The following is a 15,649-nucleotide window of genomic DNA, read 5'->3' as shown; positions in this document are numbered from 1 at the left end:
AAACCTCCTTATATATTTAAATTTATTTATATGATAGTACCAATTTTCTAAATATTCAATATAATCCGTTTAACTAGTCGATAAAAGTGCATAACTGGACAAATAGTTTGCATAAAAAATCTTAAAAGTCAAATTTATTTAATTTAAAATAATATAATACAAAAAAACAGTCAATCTATTAAAATTAACTGCTCCATAAAGTGAATTCTTGCTTACTCGATTTTACAAAGTTTACACATTTGCATGTGTCCCCCTATACAAGACTGATATTGCCACTGCTATAAGTATAATCCCCATAAATGCAGGTGCAGCATGACCAAGAGACACATAGATTTGCCCTCCAATGATAGGTCCAATTATTCTCGCTAAAGATTGAATAGATTGACTACCTCCTTGAATCCTTCCTTGTTCGCTAGAATCGACAGACTTGGATATCATCCCATTGAATGAAGGTCCAAAGATAGAATCGCCAAAACCAAATATAAACATTCCAACAATAAAAATAGGATAGAATGAAAACAAGGCCGATGCTGCAATAAAACTGTAACCTATAATCTCCGAAATCATTCCAAGAATTGCTATCTGTACATCACTAAGTTTTCTCAAAAGCTTTGGCATTATAAATCCTTGTGAAATGATGTCTTGGATACCCATAATTGAAAATACAAGACCAATTATTGCAGGTTTCCAATTGAAAGTATCTATTGTAAATTGTGAAAAGACTGATTGTAAAGACCCATTTGGTATCCAAAGTAAGAATGCTGACACAAGCAGTCTTTTTAAGTTTTTTACAGAAAGTACATTTGCAAGTTGTATAAATGGATTTAGCCTTACAAGTGTAATCTCCTTTAATCTATTCTTTTTATCAAGGCTCTCAGGCATATATAAGAATCCATAAATTACATTCAATAAAGTTATTATTGCCCCAAAGTACATTGGTACAGAATAACCAAACTTAGCAAGTAATCCACCTACAGTTGGACCAATAACACATCCTACGCCTGAAAATGCACTCAACCATCCAAAGTATTTGCTTCGATGTTCTCTAGGAGTGATGTCTGCAAAATATGCAAAGATAGTGCTTATGCTCCCACCTGTTATACCTTCTATTATACGCCCTGCAAATAGTACCCATAAAGCTCCTCCTATTCCAAAAACTAAGTACCCTATTGCAGAACCTAAAAGGCATGATAAGAGTAATGGACGACGTCCATATCGGTCACTCAAAGCTCCAAGCCCAGGAGCTGCAAAAAACACACAGATTGCATAAACTGAAGTTAGCATTGTAACAACTATAGCTTGTTCTGATGGGCTATTTGTATAAGGTTGCACTAAGAATGGAACTACAGGTGATATGATAGTGAATCCGATTCCGCAAAGAAATGCAGATATAAGACCAAATATCAAAGCCTTTTTATCTACAATTTGCTCTGTATTCTGTTCATTGTTTGATTTAAATATAAACACTTAAATCCTCCTCTCAAAAGTTATAATTTTGTTTCCTTTAGAAACATATTCCTTTATTTCTTTATTCCTTATTTACCTCTTTACGTCTTTACGGCTTTACTTTTTTCATTATTTTATTTCCTTAGTAACATGTTCATCTTTTTATCATTTCGCCCCATTTGGAGGTATATTCCTACATTCGTTATTTTGATTCCTTGGAAACATATTTATAGTATCATTTTTTTGTTTCCTTGTCAACAAAATAAATAACAATAAAAATACAGCCTATTCTCAATAGAGTTAGGCTGTATGTAATTTCATTTTCATTATTCTAATTTATTCTGCTTTAATATTATCCCCTGTTTCTTTATTTGTTCATCTAAATGTCGGTTATAATTTTCCACAAAGCTAATCATATTGTCAAATTGTTCATCAGTTACTTTTTCAAATACAACTTTATCACGTTCTTGAAACTCTTTGTGCAGTCCCTCATGGATGTTATAGACGCTTTTACCTTTTTCAGTAAGTCTAAAATAGATTTCTTTTTTGTTATCAGGCTTCTGATAGCTTTCAATAACACCTTTTTTTATTAGCTTTTTAGTTACTTTACTTATAGCACCTCTTGTCATATAAAAGTATTCTGCCAGTTTTGTTACATTGCAATCTACATTTCTTCCAATGTATTCAATACAATGCACTTCAGAAGACTTATAACCCTTGAGACTCTCTTCCATCTTAAACTTATTAAGCCAAACAGTCTTGTTTAGTAAATCTCTAAAACCCATCATGACCTGTTCTTCTTTATTCATGGTATATATCCTCCCACCCGTAAGTACATTAATAATATTATATTAAATTTTTGTTTCTATTTCAACAATGTTAAGGTAATTCTTTTAGGAATCGAACTATACATAAACATAAAAAAATAAAAACAGAGTCATCTAATTTAAACTTACATTCTTTTAGATTTAATCAATAAATACCATAGAAGTGTTGATAACTATACAAGTAAACATAGATTTGAATGATGATTAAGATAATTAAATAGTTTACAAACAATTTATATTATAAATAAAATAAAACAACACGACAATACATCTCTTTTACTGTCATGTTGTTAAAATATATGTAATGTTTTAATAGTGGTTTTTATAATAAAATGCAGTGTTAACTAAGTTTGATTTATATATTATTTAGGCTTTAATCTATATACTATTTCAGATTACTGAATGTCATCTTCATAGACTCAAAATCCATTGTCCATTTGTAATTCTTAAAATAATTATGACCTATCAAACCATCTTCAAAGAATCCAACTTCCTCATAATATCTTGATTCCTCACCTGTTGTATAGTTCCCAACTCCATTTTTCAGTTGCAAGCTACCTAGACCATATGATGAGATTTCAAAAGTACCATCTTTATAATCACTTCCTCCCATTCCACTACTTTGTCCTTCATTTAACTCAGGCATTGGAATCCCAGCTAAACCCATTGTTTCTTTAGGTAGTTGCATTCCAGCACCTTCTCCATTAGCAAACCCTGAATCCATAAAGAAGTTCATTCCACTTTTCTGATTTATTAAACCTTTAGCATACATGTAATGAGTAGAAGCAAGCGTGAATGGAATCTCTTCTAATACTTTATCGTTAGCAAGCATTTTATTGGCGTTGGCCATACCTACTTCATTTCTAGGTCTTAATACCAACTGGCCACTAGGATAATCCATTGTAGGTATAAATTCCTTAAGTACACTTGTACCAATAATGCCATGAACATTTGACGCCTTACCTTTAAATGCTTCTTCAAATCCCTCAAATGAACCCATCATTACAGGGATATTCTTCATGTTTACATCTCCTATAGTAAGTGAGTCAACTTGACCAAAACCAACTTCGGCGGTATTACCTCCTTGGAATGTACCTTCTTTCTTTGAAGCTGTTTTAATACCAAGCTCTTTTGCAAGTTTACTATCAGCAACAAACATTGGACCACCAGTATCAATAAAAGCATTTATTCTTTTTCCATTTATCTCAACTGGAACAACAGGTAGAGGTTCACTTGTTACAAATGGAATAACACTTTCTTCTTTTCCATTCCAGTTAATCTGGTTTGGTTGTTTATCCTCAAAAGATTGCATCATTTCTAATATGGCATTATTTTGTTTTTCTTTTTCTGAAGATAATTTACTAGCTTCTTCATATTGATTTGTTTGGTAATATGTCAATACTAATCCATCTTCAGCTTTTGTTTTAAATTTGTCAGGATACTCTTCTATTAAAGTATTGTATAATTTTTCAGCTACTGTATAATTTCCATTCAGATGTTCTATTTGTGCTGAAAGATAAATAACTTCTGGTGAGACCTTTTTTAAGCTTGCTAATGGCTTTAATATCTCTTGTGCTTCTGTAAAATCGCCTAATGTAAATAGTGTTTGAGCATACTCTAATCCTAAAGTCTCATCATTTGGTTTCTTCGCATATTTTTCTTTAAGTTCATTCGCCTGTTTTTCATAATTTATACGGTTAATCTCTTTTGTGGCTTTAGGTGTTGATTTATCATCTGAGCTTTTTGATGATGTAGACTTAGATGTACATGCTGTTGCTGTACCAACAATTAAAGCTCCACATAATAGAACACATAGACCTCTTAATTTTAATGATTTCATCATTTTTCCTCCTATTTCTTTTTTTCTTCTTTATATTTATTTTGTTGTTAATAATAAGATACAACATGAAAGTAAAGTGAGAGTAAAGTGAGAGTAAAAATAAAAGAATATTTATTATTTACATTTTAAATATTAGAAATATTTATATTGCAAACAAAACAACACAGTGATACATCTGTATCGCTGTGTCCTAAAAATTAGACTTTATTATGATGTGACTTACTGCCATATCTTTCAATGAGACAAGGGGTATTGAAATATATGTGTGTGACAATAATAGTTCTTATATATAGAAAATAGTATCAGCTAATTTTAGTTTATATACCTGTTTAATTTTTGATTTATATACTATTTAAATTTTAGTTGATATACTATTTTGAATTACTGAATGTCATCTTCATAGAATCAAAATCAATTGACCATTTATAATTCTTCAAATAATTATGACTTATCAAGCCATCTCTAAAAAATCCAACTACTTCATTATAATCTAACACTCCACCTGTAAAGTAATATCCAAGACCATTTTTAAGTTGTAAATTCCCTAGACCATATGATAAAAGTTCAAAATGGGCCTCTTTATAATCGCTTCCTCCCATTCCTCCTTTTCCTTTTTCAACTTGATTTAACTCAGGCATAGAAATCCCCAAAGAATTTATTGTTTCATCAGGTAATATAATTCCAGCACCTTTTCTACTGCCACCAAAACCTGAATCAACAAAGAAATTTAGATTGGTTTTTTGATTGACTGAACCTTTTCCAAACATAAAATGAGTAGAAGCAAGCGTGAATGGAATTTCTTCTAATACCTCATCATTTTTAAGCATTTTGTTAAGATTATTTCTTCCTACTTCATTTCTAGGTCTTAATACTAGCTGACCACTAGGATAATCCATTGTAGGTACAAATTCCTTAAGTACACTTGTTCCAAGGATACCATGAATATCTTCATAATCCTTAAATAGCTCTGCAAATCCATCAAATGGACCTAACATTACAGGGATATTCTTCATGTTTACATCTCCTATAGTAAACGAATCAGCTTGACCAAAACCAGTTTCAGCACTATTACCTCCAGCAAATTTATTGCTTTCCTCTTTAGAAGCTGTCTTAATACCAATTTCTTTTGCAATTTTCTTATCAACAACAAACATTGGACCACCACTATCAATAATGGCATTTATTCTTCTACCATTTATTTCTACTGGTATAACAGGTAGAGGTTCAGTTGTTACAAATGGAATAACAGTTTCATCTTTTCCATTCCAGTCAATTTGATTTGGATTTTTATCTTCAAAAGATTTCATCATTTCCAATATAACGTTATTTACTTTTCCCTCTGTAGAAGATAACTTGTCAGCTTTTTTATATTGATTTGTTTGATAATATATCAGTGCCAGTTCATCTTCAGCCTTTTCTTTGAATTTATCAGGATACTCTTTTATGAGAATATTACATAGCTTTTCAGCTTGTGTATAATTTCCATTCAAATATTCTATTCGTGCAGAAAGATAAATTGTATCTGCTAAAGGTTTCTTTGAATCTAATAAAGGTTTAAGTACCTCTTGTGCCTCTGTAATATCTCCCAATTTAAATAATGTTTGAGCATATTCTAATCCAAGTTCTTTATTATTTTGATTTTTATAATATTTTGATTTAAGTTCATCTGCTTGTTTTTCATAATTTATACGAGTAATTTTGTCTCTTGAGTTTAGTAATTCTGTCATTTTTTACCTCCTATTTTATCTTCTTTGTATTTCCCATTTCTATCTTCTTTATATTTATTTTGTTGTTAATAATAAGATACAACATAAAAGTAAAATAAAAGTAAAGTGAGAGTAAAAATAAAAGAATATTTATTATTTATATGACAAACAAAACAACACAGCGATACATCTGTATCGCTGTGTCTTAAAAAATTAGACTTTATTATGATGTGATTTACTGACATATTTTTCAATGAGATAAGGGATATTGAAATATATGTGTGTTACAATAATAGTTTTTATAATAAAAAATAGTATCAGCTAAATTTAGTTTATATACCTGTTTAAATTTTGATTTGTATAATATTTAAACTTTGGTTTATACACTATTTAGACTTTAGTTGGTATACTATTTTGGATTACTGAAAGTCATCTTCCTAGAATCAAAATCAATTGACCATTTATAATTCTTCAAATAATTATGACTTATTAATCCATCTCTAAAAAATCCAACTGCTTCATTATAATCTAACACTCCACCTGTAAAGTAATATCCAAGGCTATTTTTCAGTTGCAAATTACCTAGACCATATGATGAAAGTTCGAAATGAGCTTCTTGATAATCGCTTCCTCCCATTCCTCCTTTTCCTTTCTCAACTTGATTTAACTCAGGCATAGAAATCCCTAAAGAATTTATTGTTTCGTCAGGTAATATAATTCCAGCACCTTTTCTACTGCCACCAAAACCTGAGTCAACAAAGAAATTTAGGTTAGTTTTTTGATTGACTGAACCTTTTCCAAACATAAAATGAGTGGAAGCAAGCGTGAATGGAACTTCTTCTAATACTTTATCACTTGCAAGCATTTTGTTAAGATTATTTCTTCCTACTTCATTTCTATGTCTTAATACTAGCTGACCACTAGGATAATCCATTGTAGGTACAAATTCCTTAAGTACACTCGTTCCAAGTATACCATGAATATCTTCATAATCCTTAAATAGCTCTGCAAATCCATCAAATGGCCCTAACATTACAGGGATATTCTTCATATTTACATCTCCTATAGTAAACGAATCAGCTTGACCAAAACCAGTTTCAGCATTATTACCTCCAGCAAATTTGTTACTTTCCTCTTTAGAAGCTGTCTTAATACCAATTTCTTTTGCAATTTTCTGATCAACAACAAACATTGGACCACCACTATCAATAATGGCATTTATTCTTCTACCATTTATTTCTACTGGTATAACAGGTAGAGGTTCAGTTGTTACAAATGGAATAACAGTTTCATCTTTTCCGTTCCAGTCAATTTGATTTGGATTTTTATCTTCAAAAGATTTCATCATTTCCAATATAGCATTATTTACTTTTCCCTCTGTAGAAGATAACTTGTCAGCTTTTTGATATTGATTCGTTTGATAATATATCAGTGCCAGTTCATCTTCAGCCTTTTCTTTGAATTTATCAGGGTACTCTTTTATAAGAGTGTTACATAGCTTTTCAGCTTGTGTATAATTCCCATTCAAATATTCTATTCGTGAAGAAAGATAAATTGCATCTGCTGAATGCTTCTTCGAATCTAGTAAAGGCTTAAGTACCTCCTGTGCCTCTGTAATATCTCCCAATTTAAATAACGTTTGAGCATATTCTAATCTAAGAGCCTCATCATTTTGATTCTTCTCATACTTTGCTTTAAGTTCTTTTGCCTGTTTTTCATAACTTACTCGTGTAATTGCTTGTGTCGGTTTAGGTGTTGATTTAGTTTTGGTGCTTTTTGATGATGTAGCTTGAGATGAACATCCTGTAGCTACACCAACAATCAATGCTCCACATAATAGAACACTTAATCCTTTTGATTTCAGTGATTTTATCATTTTTTACCTCCTATGTTTATCTTTATCCTTATTCTTACTAAATAAGATACAGTATGAAAGTAAAATAAAAGTAAAATAAAAGTAAAGTATAGGGTAAAAATAAAATAACATTTATTGCTTACATTTTGTATGTATGATATTATGGTGATACTATTTTTGTATATTGGGAGATGAAATATTATGGATGACAGATTAGAAAACCCCGAAAGGATACTTGTTGTTGACGATGAAGAAGGACTTTTAACACTAGTGAAAATAACTTTAAATAAAGAGCAATATCATAATATTACCTGTGTATCAACAGGTACTGAAGCTCTTGAGTGCATAAAAAACAATCAATACGACCTTATCATTCTTGATGTAATGCTACCAGATTATTGTGGATTTGACTTATGTACAAAAATCCGCAGACAAACCATAGCACCTATCATATTTCTGACTGCCCGAACTGGTGATTACGATAAGTTATCAGGACTTGCCATTGGTGGTGATGACTACATAACAAAGCCATTTAATACAATGGAACTTGTAGCGAGAATCAAGGCTATTTTTAGGCGTCAGCAACTTGAACGTTCAGCATTAAATACTCATTCAGAAAGTATTATGGTTTATCGTTATGGCTATATTGTTCTTGATATGACACGTGCGATACTTACTGTAAATAATCAGGATATCGAATGTACAGCTAAAGAACTTGAACTGATGGAATTCTTTTGCCAAAACCCAAATAAAGTCTTTACCACATCACATTTGTATGATACAATTTGGGGACCATCAGGATATGGAGATGAAAAGACTGTTACAATACATATATCTAAACTTAGAAAAAAGATACTAGATGATAATAAACCATACAAGGTTATCACAAACCTTCGTGGAATTGGCTATAAGTTTATACCACCAGATGGGAGTTGATATATTGAAAAAATTATATTTTCGTTTCATTGCCTACTTTACTACAGGTCTCTTTATATTCCTAGTGTACTTCGTAACATTATTTATATTACTCACTCAGTTGATATACCCCGAAAGCGCATCTAAGCCTTCATATGTAATTAATTATTCATCTATGAACTATTTTCCAAGCATACTTATAATTGCTTTTTGCTTTATTACAGGAGGAATACTTTTTTGCTTATTTCTCGTTCGGCCACTGTACTTGATAATTGGCTCAATAAGTAAGTTATCAAAAGGAGATTATATAATAGCTGAAAAAGCTTTTACCAAAAATGGCAAGCTAAAATGGTATCACTTTATGTATAAGGAAGTCATTGTAAATATAAAAGCTTTAGGAAATAAGCTTCAAGAAACTGAGATTGAACGAGAAAAGCTGGAAATTGCAAAAACCGATTGGCTTGCTGGTGTATCACATGATTTGAAAACGCCACTCTCATATATCAATGGATACTCTTCTCTAATGCTTAACAAAAACCACAATTTTAGTGAAGAAGAGAGAATGACATTTCTGAATAATATATATAAAAAGGGAGTCTATATCGAAAAGTTAATAGATGATTTAAGCCTGACTTTTTTTATAGATTCCTCTGGGAAGGTACAGCTTAAGCACACACAGGTTGAAATGGTTGCCTTTCTTCAAAACCTCATTGCTGATGTAGCCAATAATCCAAAATCAGAAAATCAGATATTTGAATTTCATACAGATTTAGAACAATTGCATCTAGTTATTGATGAGATGCTAATGTACAGAGCCATTTATAACCTTTTAATAAATTGTGTTGAACACAATCCTGATGGGACAGAAATAAATGTTGTTTTAAAACAAACATCTAAAGGGATTTGTATTGATATTACTGATAATGGTGTTGGTATGGATGTAGAGATGACAAGTGATATATTTGATAAATACTATAGTAGCAAAAAACATCATACACAAGGTAAAGGATTAGGTTTATTTATCTCTATGCAGATTATTGATGCACATGAAGGTAGTATTTCAGTTTCTAGCACTATTGGAAAAGGTACATCATTTCAAATCACATTGAGGCAATATAAAGTCTAGTTTGGTAATAAATAACTCCCAAATTCAAATGAGCTTGGGAGTTTTATATAATAATTGTGTGTTAAGACAAAATAATATACAAATTGATTTTACTATTAATATCACACTTAAGTCTCCTTCCACATCTACTAATTTTTAAACTACTTTATTAAACAATAAAATTTATATAAAATGCCTATTATTACAAGGATGCAACTCAAGGTTGACAAAAAACATAGTAAGATTGATAGTATGCAACCTATATATTTGTTAAGATTTTAGAATAAAGATTGAGAAGGATTGAGGAGGAAAATAAAATGGATATATCTGAAAAAATTTTAAAACTAAGAAAAGCAAATAATCTCTCTCAGGAGAATTTAGCAGAACAACTTAATGTATCAAGACAAAGTATATCAAAATGGGAAACAGGTCAATCTGTTCCCGAAACAGAAAAGTTAATTGCTTTAAGCGAAATATTTAATGTTACAATAGATTATCTTTTGAAACCATCTGAAATAGATGAGATATCAATCAGAACAGAAATGTTAGAAAAACAGCAACAGCAGTTAGTTGAAAATGAAAGAAAAAATGATAAAATCTTATTTATTGTATTGAGCTGTCTAGCCACATACTTAATTGCATTCGCTATATATATTATTGGACACTTCTATTTTGAAATTTGGAATCCAGGTGTAATATTAAGCGAGTTTATAATAGCAACAGCAATTGCTATTACTATTAATTTAAAGCATAAGTATAAAGTTGATAAAAATTCTATGAATAATTAAATCATAGGATAATGTAAAGTTAGCTAATTTTATAGATAACTCCCTTTTATAGCCACTCCCAATCGCTTTAGAGTGGCTATTAATCTTATTTATCTCTTAGTCTACAATAAGAAATCATTGCATTAAATTATTTATATGTATTTTTTTATTTTTTAAGAACATATTTTGACTTTTTCTGCTACACTACTTATATAGAATAAAATTTATCAGATTACCACTCTAAAATCAATCATCTAGTCTCTTTATATAATTCTCATTCATATAATAATATCACAGATAAAAAACTTGAATTCTAGTTAGAATTTCAAGAATTTTCTAACTTTAATTAAATATATTTTGAGGGGGAAAACAAATGAAAAAAACTAAATCAAAGGTATTAAGTTTAACACTAGCAACTACTTTTTTTGTAGCAACAACAGCAAATTCATATGCTATGTCTGCAAAGTCTTCAGATATGGACATGGGTAAGAAAGCATAGCTTATGTATTGCAAGAACTGTGATTTAGAGTTTGACGATACTACAACTATATGCCCCAAGTGTAACCACATTCTAACATCTCATAGACAAGATTTATCACAGATATCTATGAAAAGTAAAGTTGATGAATTCAAGCTAAATAAAAAAATTAGAAATGGAAATATACTAACAAATATAATTATTTTGACATTAATAATTCATATAATACTTATTCTTTTCATGCAAATTCATATTGAAGATTATTATGATATTTATATTAAATATTGCCCTACTGCAATATCTGGATTAGTTTTAGTTCTTTCTCTAAAAAGAGGAGAAAAAAGACATAAGTTTTTGAGCAATCTATTATTTATATCAATTATGATATTAATATCTATATTTGGAACTATATATTACTCAGCACCTCTTGTAAATAGAATTTTCAACGGAAATTATCTATTTAAAGAGTATTGGACTGTCTATGGAGTTGGAAATTTTATAATAATCTTAGAGTGTATATTAATTATTTTTGATGATAGTTATTATTTAGCCCATATAAATAAAAAATCTACTTCTGATGAATAAATAAAAAAGGTTCACCCTAATTAGAGTGAACCTTTTTTATATCTATATAATTTATACAAAATCTATATCTTGATTAAAACTTCATTATTTTCTAGAGCTATATAAAGCTTTAAAAAGCAAAATATAAAGTGGAAAAAATTAATTTCTCCACTCTATCTTATATTGCTAGTATAATCTACAGCTCCTTAACATTTACTACTACTGCCTTAGGTCTAGTCATAGCCTCAATTGAATACTTAACGCCCTGAGTTCCCATACCAGATGCCTTTACACCTAAAAATGGGAAGTGGTCTGGTCCCCTCTCAGTCTTATTATTTATTTGAACAGTACCAACCTCAAGCTTATCAGCTATATAAAAAGCCTTATCAATATCACTTGTAAATACTGATGATTGAAGTCCATACTCTGATTGATTAGCAATTTCAATTGCTTCATTTATATCCTTAACTCTTATAATTGGAAGTACTGGACCAAAAGGTTCCTCCCAAGCAATTTTCATATCAACACTTACATTATCTAATAATGTTGGATAAAATAAATTATTTTTTCTAACATTACCTGTTATTAATTTTGCACCTTTATGCAACGCATCATCTACTAAGCCTTGAACAAAATCAGTTGATTTGTTATCTATAAGAGGTGTAATGACTACTTCATCCATTGGATTCCCAATTGTTAACTTCTCTACTAACGGTTTTATTTTTTCAACTAGTTTATCGGCCACACTCTCTTGAACCAAAATTCTCTTTACTGCTGTACATCTTTGACCTGAATATGAGTAAGCTCCAGCTACTATATTTTTAGCTGCAAAATCCAAATCGGCATCTTCTAATACAATAGCCGCATCTTTTCCTCCAAGCTCCAATAATAATGGTACCATTTTAGATATTTTGGATATATGTTGACCAACCTCAGTACTACCAGTGAAATTTATAAAGTTGATTCCCTTATGAGTTACAACATAATCCCCTATTTCACTACCTCTACCTGTAATTGTGTTAAGTACACCATCTGGTATACCAGCCTTTCTCATAATTTCTACTAAATGAAGTGCACTAATAGCTCCTTGTGTAGCAGGTTTTAGGACAACTGCATTTCCACCAATAAGTGCTGGTGCAATCTTTGACATTGATAAATTCACAGGATAATTAAATGGAGATATAGCTAAAACAGTACCCAATGGAACTCTTGAAACATATGACATCTTATTACGTGTTCCACCAGGGAAATTGTCACCACTAATAGCCTCACCTTCCATATTCTTTCCTACATCTGCTGTGTATCTTAAAAAATCTGCTGTTCTTTCAACTTCTGCTCTTGCAGATTTTATATCTTTGGCTATTTCAAGTACCAATATGTTAGCTATTTCATCCATATTTTCTAGCAACAAATCAGCTGCTTTATGAAATATATTAGCTCTCTTATATACAGGCATCTCAGCCCATACCTTTATACTTTCTTTTGTATTTTTAATGGTTTCATCTACTTCATGCTTTGTCATAGATTGTACTTTTCCAACAAGCGAGTTATCTATTGGCGAGTAAATTTCTATTGGTTTCTTTGAATTAGATTCTACCCATTTCCCATTTATTAAATTTTTATATACATTTTCTTCGGTTCTAAGTTCATTAAACATATTTTTATTCCTTTCTCTGATATAACATTATGTATTTAAATTATAGCCATTTATTTGTTATGTAAACATTTCTTTTTTTCATAAACGTTTACCTTAAAAATTTTTTTGTAATCGGTATTTTTTGTATTTTAAATAATTCCCTCATCATTTCACTCTTGAGTTTCTTGCAAGATATAATTACACATATCATAATGTCAACAATAATAGAACATATTATGCAATTAAAAGAACATTATTCTGTTAATTATTGACCCTAATATATTTGTGTGCTATAATTTAAACAGAACACTATTCTGTTTTGAAAATGAACATTTATGGTAAGAAAACGTGTATTAGAGGGTCAATTACTGAGCTAACAAAAGAACAATTAGAACAAAAAAACAGACTGTTAAAAGTCTTATTCAACAGATTTTGGAGGTTAAAAATATGCGTAATGTAATCTATTATTTTACTGGAACAGGAAATAGTATGCGAGCTGCTCAGGTAATCGCACAAGAACTTAAGGATACAGAGATTATCTCAATGAGAACATCACCATCTGATTGTTCAAATTTAGATGTCGAACGAATAGGGTTTATTTTTCCTGTATATCATTGGACTATGCCAGAAACTGCAATTCAGTTTATAAGAAATTTAGAGTTATCTCCCGATACCTATATATTCGCAATTTCTATGCCCGCTTTTATTAACGGAAAAAGCATGGAAACATTGGCATCGTTACTCAAGGAAAAGGGGTGTAATTTATCTTATGGAAATAAAGTATATAGTGTCGCAAACTATGTAGCCATGTATCCACCAATACCTAATCCTAAAAAGCGTGTTCCTAAAACGGAAGAACAGCTCAAAATTATATCAAAAGAAATATCACGAAAAGAGATAAAAAGCTATCCAAAATCCAATTTTTTAGTAAACGCACTTTTTCATAAAATAATGGACCGTTATATAAAGAACTGTCCAGGCAATGACAAATATTTCACTGTTTGGGATGATTGCATTTCTTGCGAATTATGTGTTAAAGTATGTCCTTGCAAAAACATAATAATGCAAAATGGTAAACCAACATTTCAACATCAATGTAATCAATGTATGGCTTGCATTTCATTTTGCCCAAAAGAAGCCATTAATTTCCCTTATTTCACTCGAAAACGCAAAAAATATCATAATCCTTATATTAGCTCAAATGATATATCATTAAATCGAAAACATTATAAATAAGGTGTGAAATACTTCTACTATATGAATGGCTAATATGCCCAGATGCACAGACTCAGAGCCAATAACCTGTAAGGGCATTCCTTATGGATATTGGCTCTTTTCATATGGCTGCCTCTACTATAAGATTACTGACAGGTATGAGATTACTGACAGGTTGGAGCAAAAAAACGTTGCTTGTTGGCAAAATCACGCTTGACAAATTTATAAATGGACAATATTATATATGTATGACTCAAAAAACTTTTTAAGTCATACGAAATATATAGTTATGGAGAGGATTGATAAATATGGCTAAAAGCTTCACAGAAGTTGAAAAAAACAATATAAGAGAAAGATTAATTTTAGAATGTGAAAACCACTGGTCTAGATATGGATATAAAAAAACTAATATTGATGAGCTTTGTTCAAAGGCAGGAATTGCAAAAGGCTCTTTTTACACATTTTTTGATTCAAAAGAAAAGTTATTTTTTGAAGTATTAAATGGAATTCAAAATAGACTTATATCATCACTATACGAAATCTTGAATAGTATGCCTGCAAAAGAAGGATTTGTAGCATCTTTAAAGATGTTATATCGCTTATATGATAAAAATCCATTTTTATATGCACCCAGAGATCCTGATTCTATTGCTTTTTTAAACAAACTACCTAAAGACATGGTCTCAAAGCTTGAACATAACAATATACAAAGCTTCTATGATTTAATTGAAAAATATGATTTTAAACTAAAAATAGAGAAAGAAAAAGCCTATGGTGTTTGTAATGCTCTATTATCAAGTCTACTGTTAAAAGAAGATATTGGATACGACTATTTTGAAGTATTTGATTTCATGATAGAGAGTCTTGTAGATGACATATTTGAATAATATGATATGCTACTTTTGCTAGATTATATAAGTAAAATAAATGATTATGTAGAATAAGTAACTATAAAATTAAATAAACAAATTAAATAAACAAATTAAGTGAATTACACAGCAAAAATAATAAATTTTGTTTTTCTGTTAAAATTCCTTTAAAACTCTTTTAGGAGGCTCTATGATTGAACTAATACAAAAATTAAACGATGCTATATATAAAATAAATGAAAAATTAAACATACATACAAAACTTGTAGACCCTGGTAGTGAACTTATGCCTTTCTACTCTATTCTATCTATAATATTTTCTATATTTTTGATAGTGTTAGGAATTAAGATAAAAAGAACATTTCCAATAGTAATTGGTGTTATAACAATTATTATAAATATTTTAATAATTTTAGATAGGTAGGT

The 15,649-nt window shown here is 30.0% G+C and carries 15 protein-coding genes; 9 read left to right on the top strand and 6 right to left on the bottom strand.

Annotated elements, in window-relative coordinates; translation table 11 throughout:
* Positions 1–231 precede the first annotated feature (231 nt).
* The 5 genes from KGF50_RS00365 to KGF50_RS00345 form a co-directional block, all read right to left on the bottom strand.
* The gene (locus KGF50_RS00365; protein ID WP_227846314.1) at positions 232–1,467 is read right to left on the bottom strand and encodes an MFS transporter; all 1,236 of its coding nucleotides are present in this window, start codon (positions 1,465–1,467) and stop codon (positions 232–234) included.
* A 305-nt stretch (positions 1,468–1,772) separates the two neighbouring features.
* Positions 1,773–2,255: a MarR family transcriptional regulator gene (locus tag KGF50_RS00360; RefSeq protein ID WP_227846313.1), complete on the bottom strand. Its 483-nt coding sequence runs from the start codon at positions 2,253–2,255 to the stop codon at positions 1,773–1,775.
* A 403-nt stretch (positions 2,256–2,658) separates the two neighbouring features.
* A complete protein-coding gene (locus KGF50_RS00355; protein WP_227846312.1) occupies positions 2,659–4,113 on the bottom strand; it encodes an aspartyl protease family protein in 1,455 nt (484 codons plus the stop codon).
* Between the two features lie 371 nt (positions 4,114–4,484).
* Positions 4,485–5,840, bottom strand: coding sequence for an aspartyl protease family protein (locus tag KGF50_RS00350; RefSeq protein ID WP_227846311.1), 1,356 nt, complete (start codon positions 5,838–5,840; stop codon positions 4,485–4,487).
* A gap of 388 nt (positions 5,841–6,228) precedes the next feature.
* Positions 6,229–7,695, bottom strand: coding sequence for an aspartyl protease family protein (locus KGF50_RS00345; protein WP_227846310.1), 1,467 nt, complete (start codon positions 7,693–7,695; stop codon positions 6,229–6,231).
* A gap of 180 nt (positions 7,696–7,875) precedes the next feature.
* Here KGF50_RS00345 and KGF50_RS00340 point away from each other — a divergent pair, with 180 nt between their 5' ends.
* From KGF50_RS00340 to KGF50_RS00325, 5 genes are all read left to right on the top strand, one after another.
* Positions 7,876–8,610, top strand: a complete 735-nt coding sequence (locus tag KGF50_RS00340; RefSeq protein ID WP_227846309.1) for a response regulator transcription factor — start codon at positions 7,876–7,878, stop codon at positions 8,608–8,610.
* Positions 8,611–8,854: 244 nt separating this feature from the next.
* Complete coding sequence (locus tag KGF50_RS00335; RefSeq protein WP_227846308.1) at positions 8,855–9,715, top strand: sensor histidine kinase; 861 nt, start codon at positions 8,855–8,857, stop codon at positions 9,713–9,715.
* Between the two features lie 296 nt (positions 9,716–10,011).
* A complete protein-coding gene (locus tag KGF50_RS00330; protein ID WP_227846307.1) occupies positions 10,012–10,482 on the top strand; it encodes a helix-turn-helix domain-containing protein in 471 nt (156 codons plus the stop codon).
* Positions 10,483–10,834: 352 nt separating this feature from the next.
* Positions 10,835–10,960 (top strand): hypothetical protein, encoded by a 126-nt coding sequence (locus KGF50_RS22265; RefSeq protein ID WP_255654675.1) that lies wholly within the window; start codon positions 10,835–10,837, stop codon positions 10,958–10,960.
* 3 nt (positions 10,961–10,963) lie between these two features.
* Entirely contained in the window at positions 10,964–11,524 is a 561-nt protein-coding gene (locus KGF50_RS00325) for a hypothetical protein (RefSeq protein ID WP_227846306.1), read from the top strand.
* Positions 11,525–11,699: 175 nt separating this feature from the next.
* On the opposite strand, the gene KGF50_RS00320 is transcribed toward KGF50_RS00325, so the two are convergent.
* The gene (locus KGF50_RS00320; RefSeq protein ID WP_227846305.1) at positions 11,700–13,160 is read right to left on the bottom strand and encodes an NADP-dependent glyceraldehyde-3-phosphate dehydrogenase; all 1,461 of its coding nucleotides are present in this window, start codon (positions 13,158–13,160) and stop codon (positions 11,700–11,702) included.
* A gap of 426 nt (positions 13,161–13,586) precedes the next feature.
* Between KGF50_RS00320 and KGF50_RS00315 the strand changes: the two genes are divergently transcribed.
* The 4 genes from KGF50_RS00315 to KGF50_RS00300 all read left to right on the top strand — a co-directional run bounded on the left by KGF50_RS00315 (position 13,587) and on the right by KGF50_RS00300 (position 15,647).
* A complete protein-coding gene (locus KGF50_RS00315) occupies positions 13,587–14,375 on the top strand; it encodes an EFR1 family ferrodoxin (protein WP_227846304.1) in 789 nt (262 codons plus the stop codon).
* Positions 14,376–14,479: 104 nt separating this feature from the next.
* Entirely contained in the window at positions 14,480–14,623 is a 144-nt protein-coding gene (locus KGF50_RS00310; protein WP_227846303.1) for a hypothetical protein, read from the top strand.
* Between the two features lie 39 nt (positions 14,624–14,662).
* Positions 14,663–15,241 (top strand): TetR/AcrR family transcriptional regulator, encoded by a 579-nt coding sequence (locus KGF50_RS00305; protein ID WP_227846302.1) that lies wholly within the window; start codon positions 14,663–14,665, stop codon positions 15,239–15,241.
* A 172-nt stretch (positions 15,242–15,413) separates the two neighbouring features.
* Positions 15,414–15,647, top strand: coding sequence for a hypothetical protein (locus KGF50_RS00300; RefSeq protein ID WP_227846301.1), 234 nt, complete (start codon positions 15,414–15,416; stop codon positions 15,645–15,647).
* Positions 15,648–15,649 lie beyond the last annotated feature (2 nt).

It is taken from the genome of Clostridioides sp. ZZV15-6598, assembly GCF_020657705.1.
GTDB lineage: Bacteria > Bacillota > Clostridia > Peptostreptococcales > Peptostreptococcaceae > Clostridioides > Clostridioides difficile_F.
The sequence above is the reverse complement of the archived record's forward strand: the minus strand, read 5'-3'. Positions and strand labels throughout refer to the sequence as shown.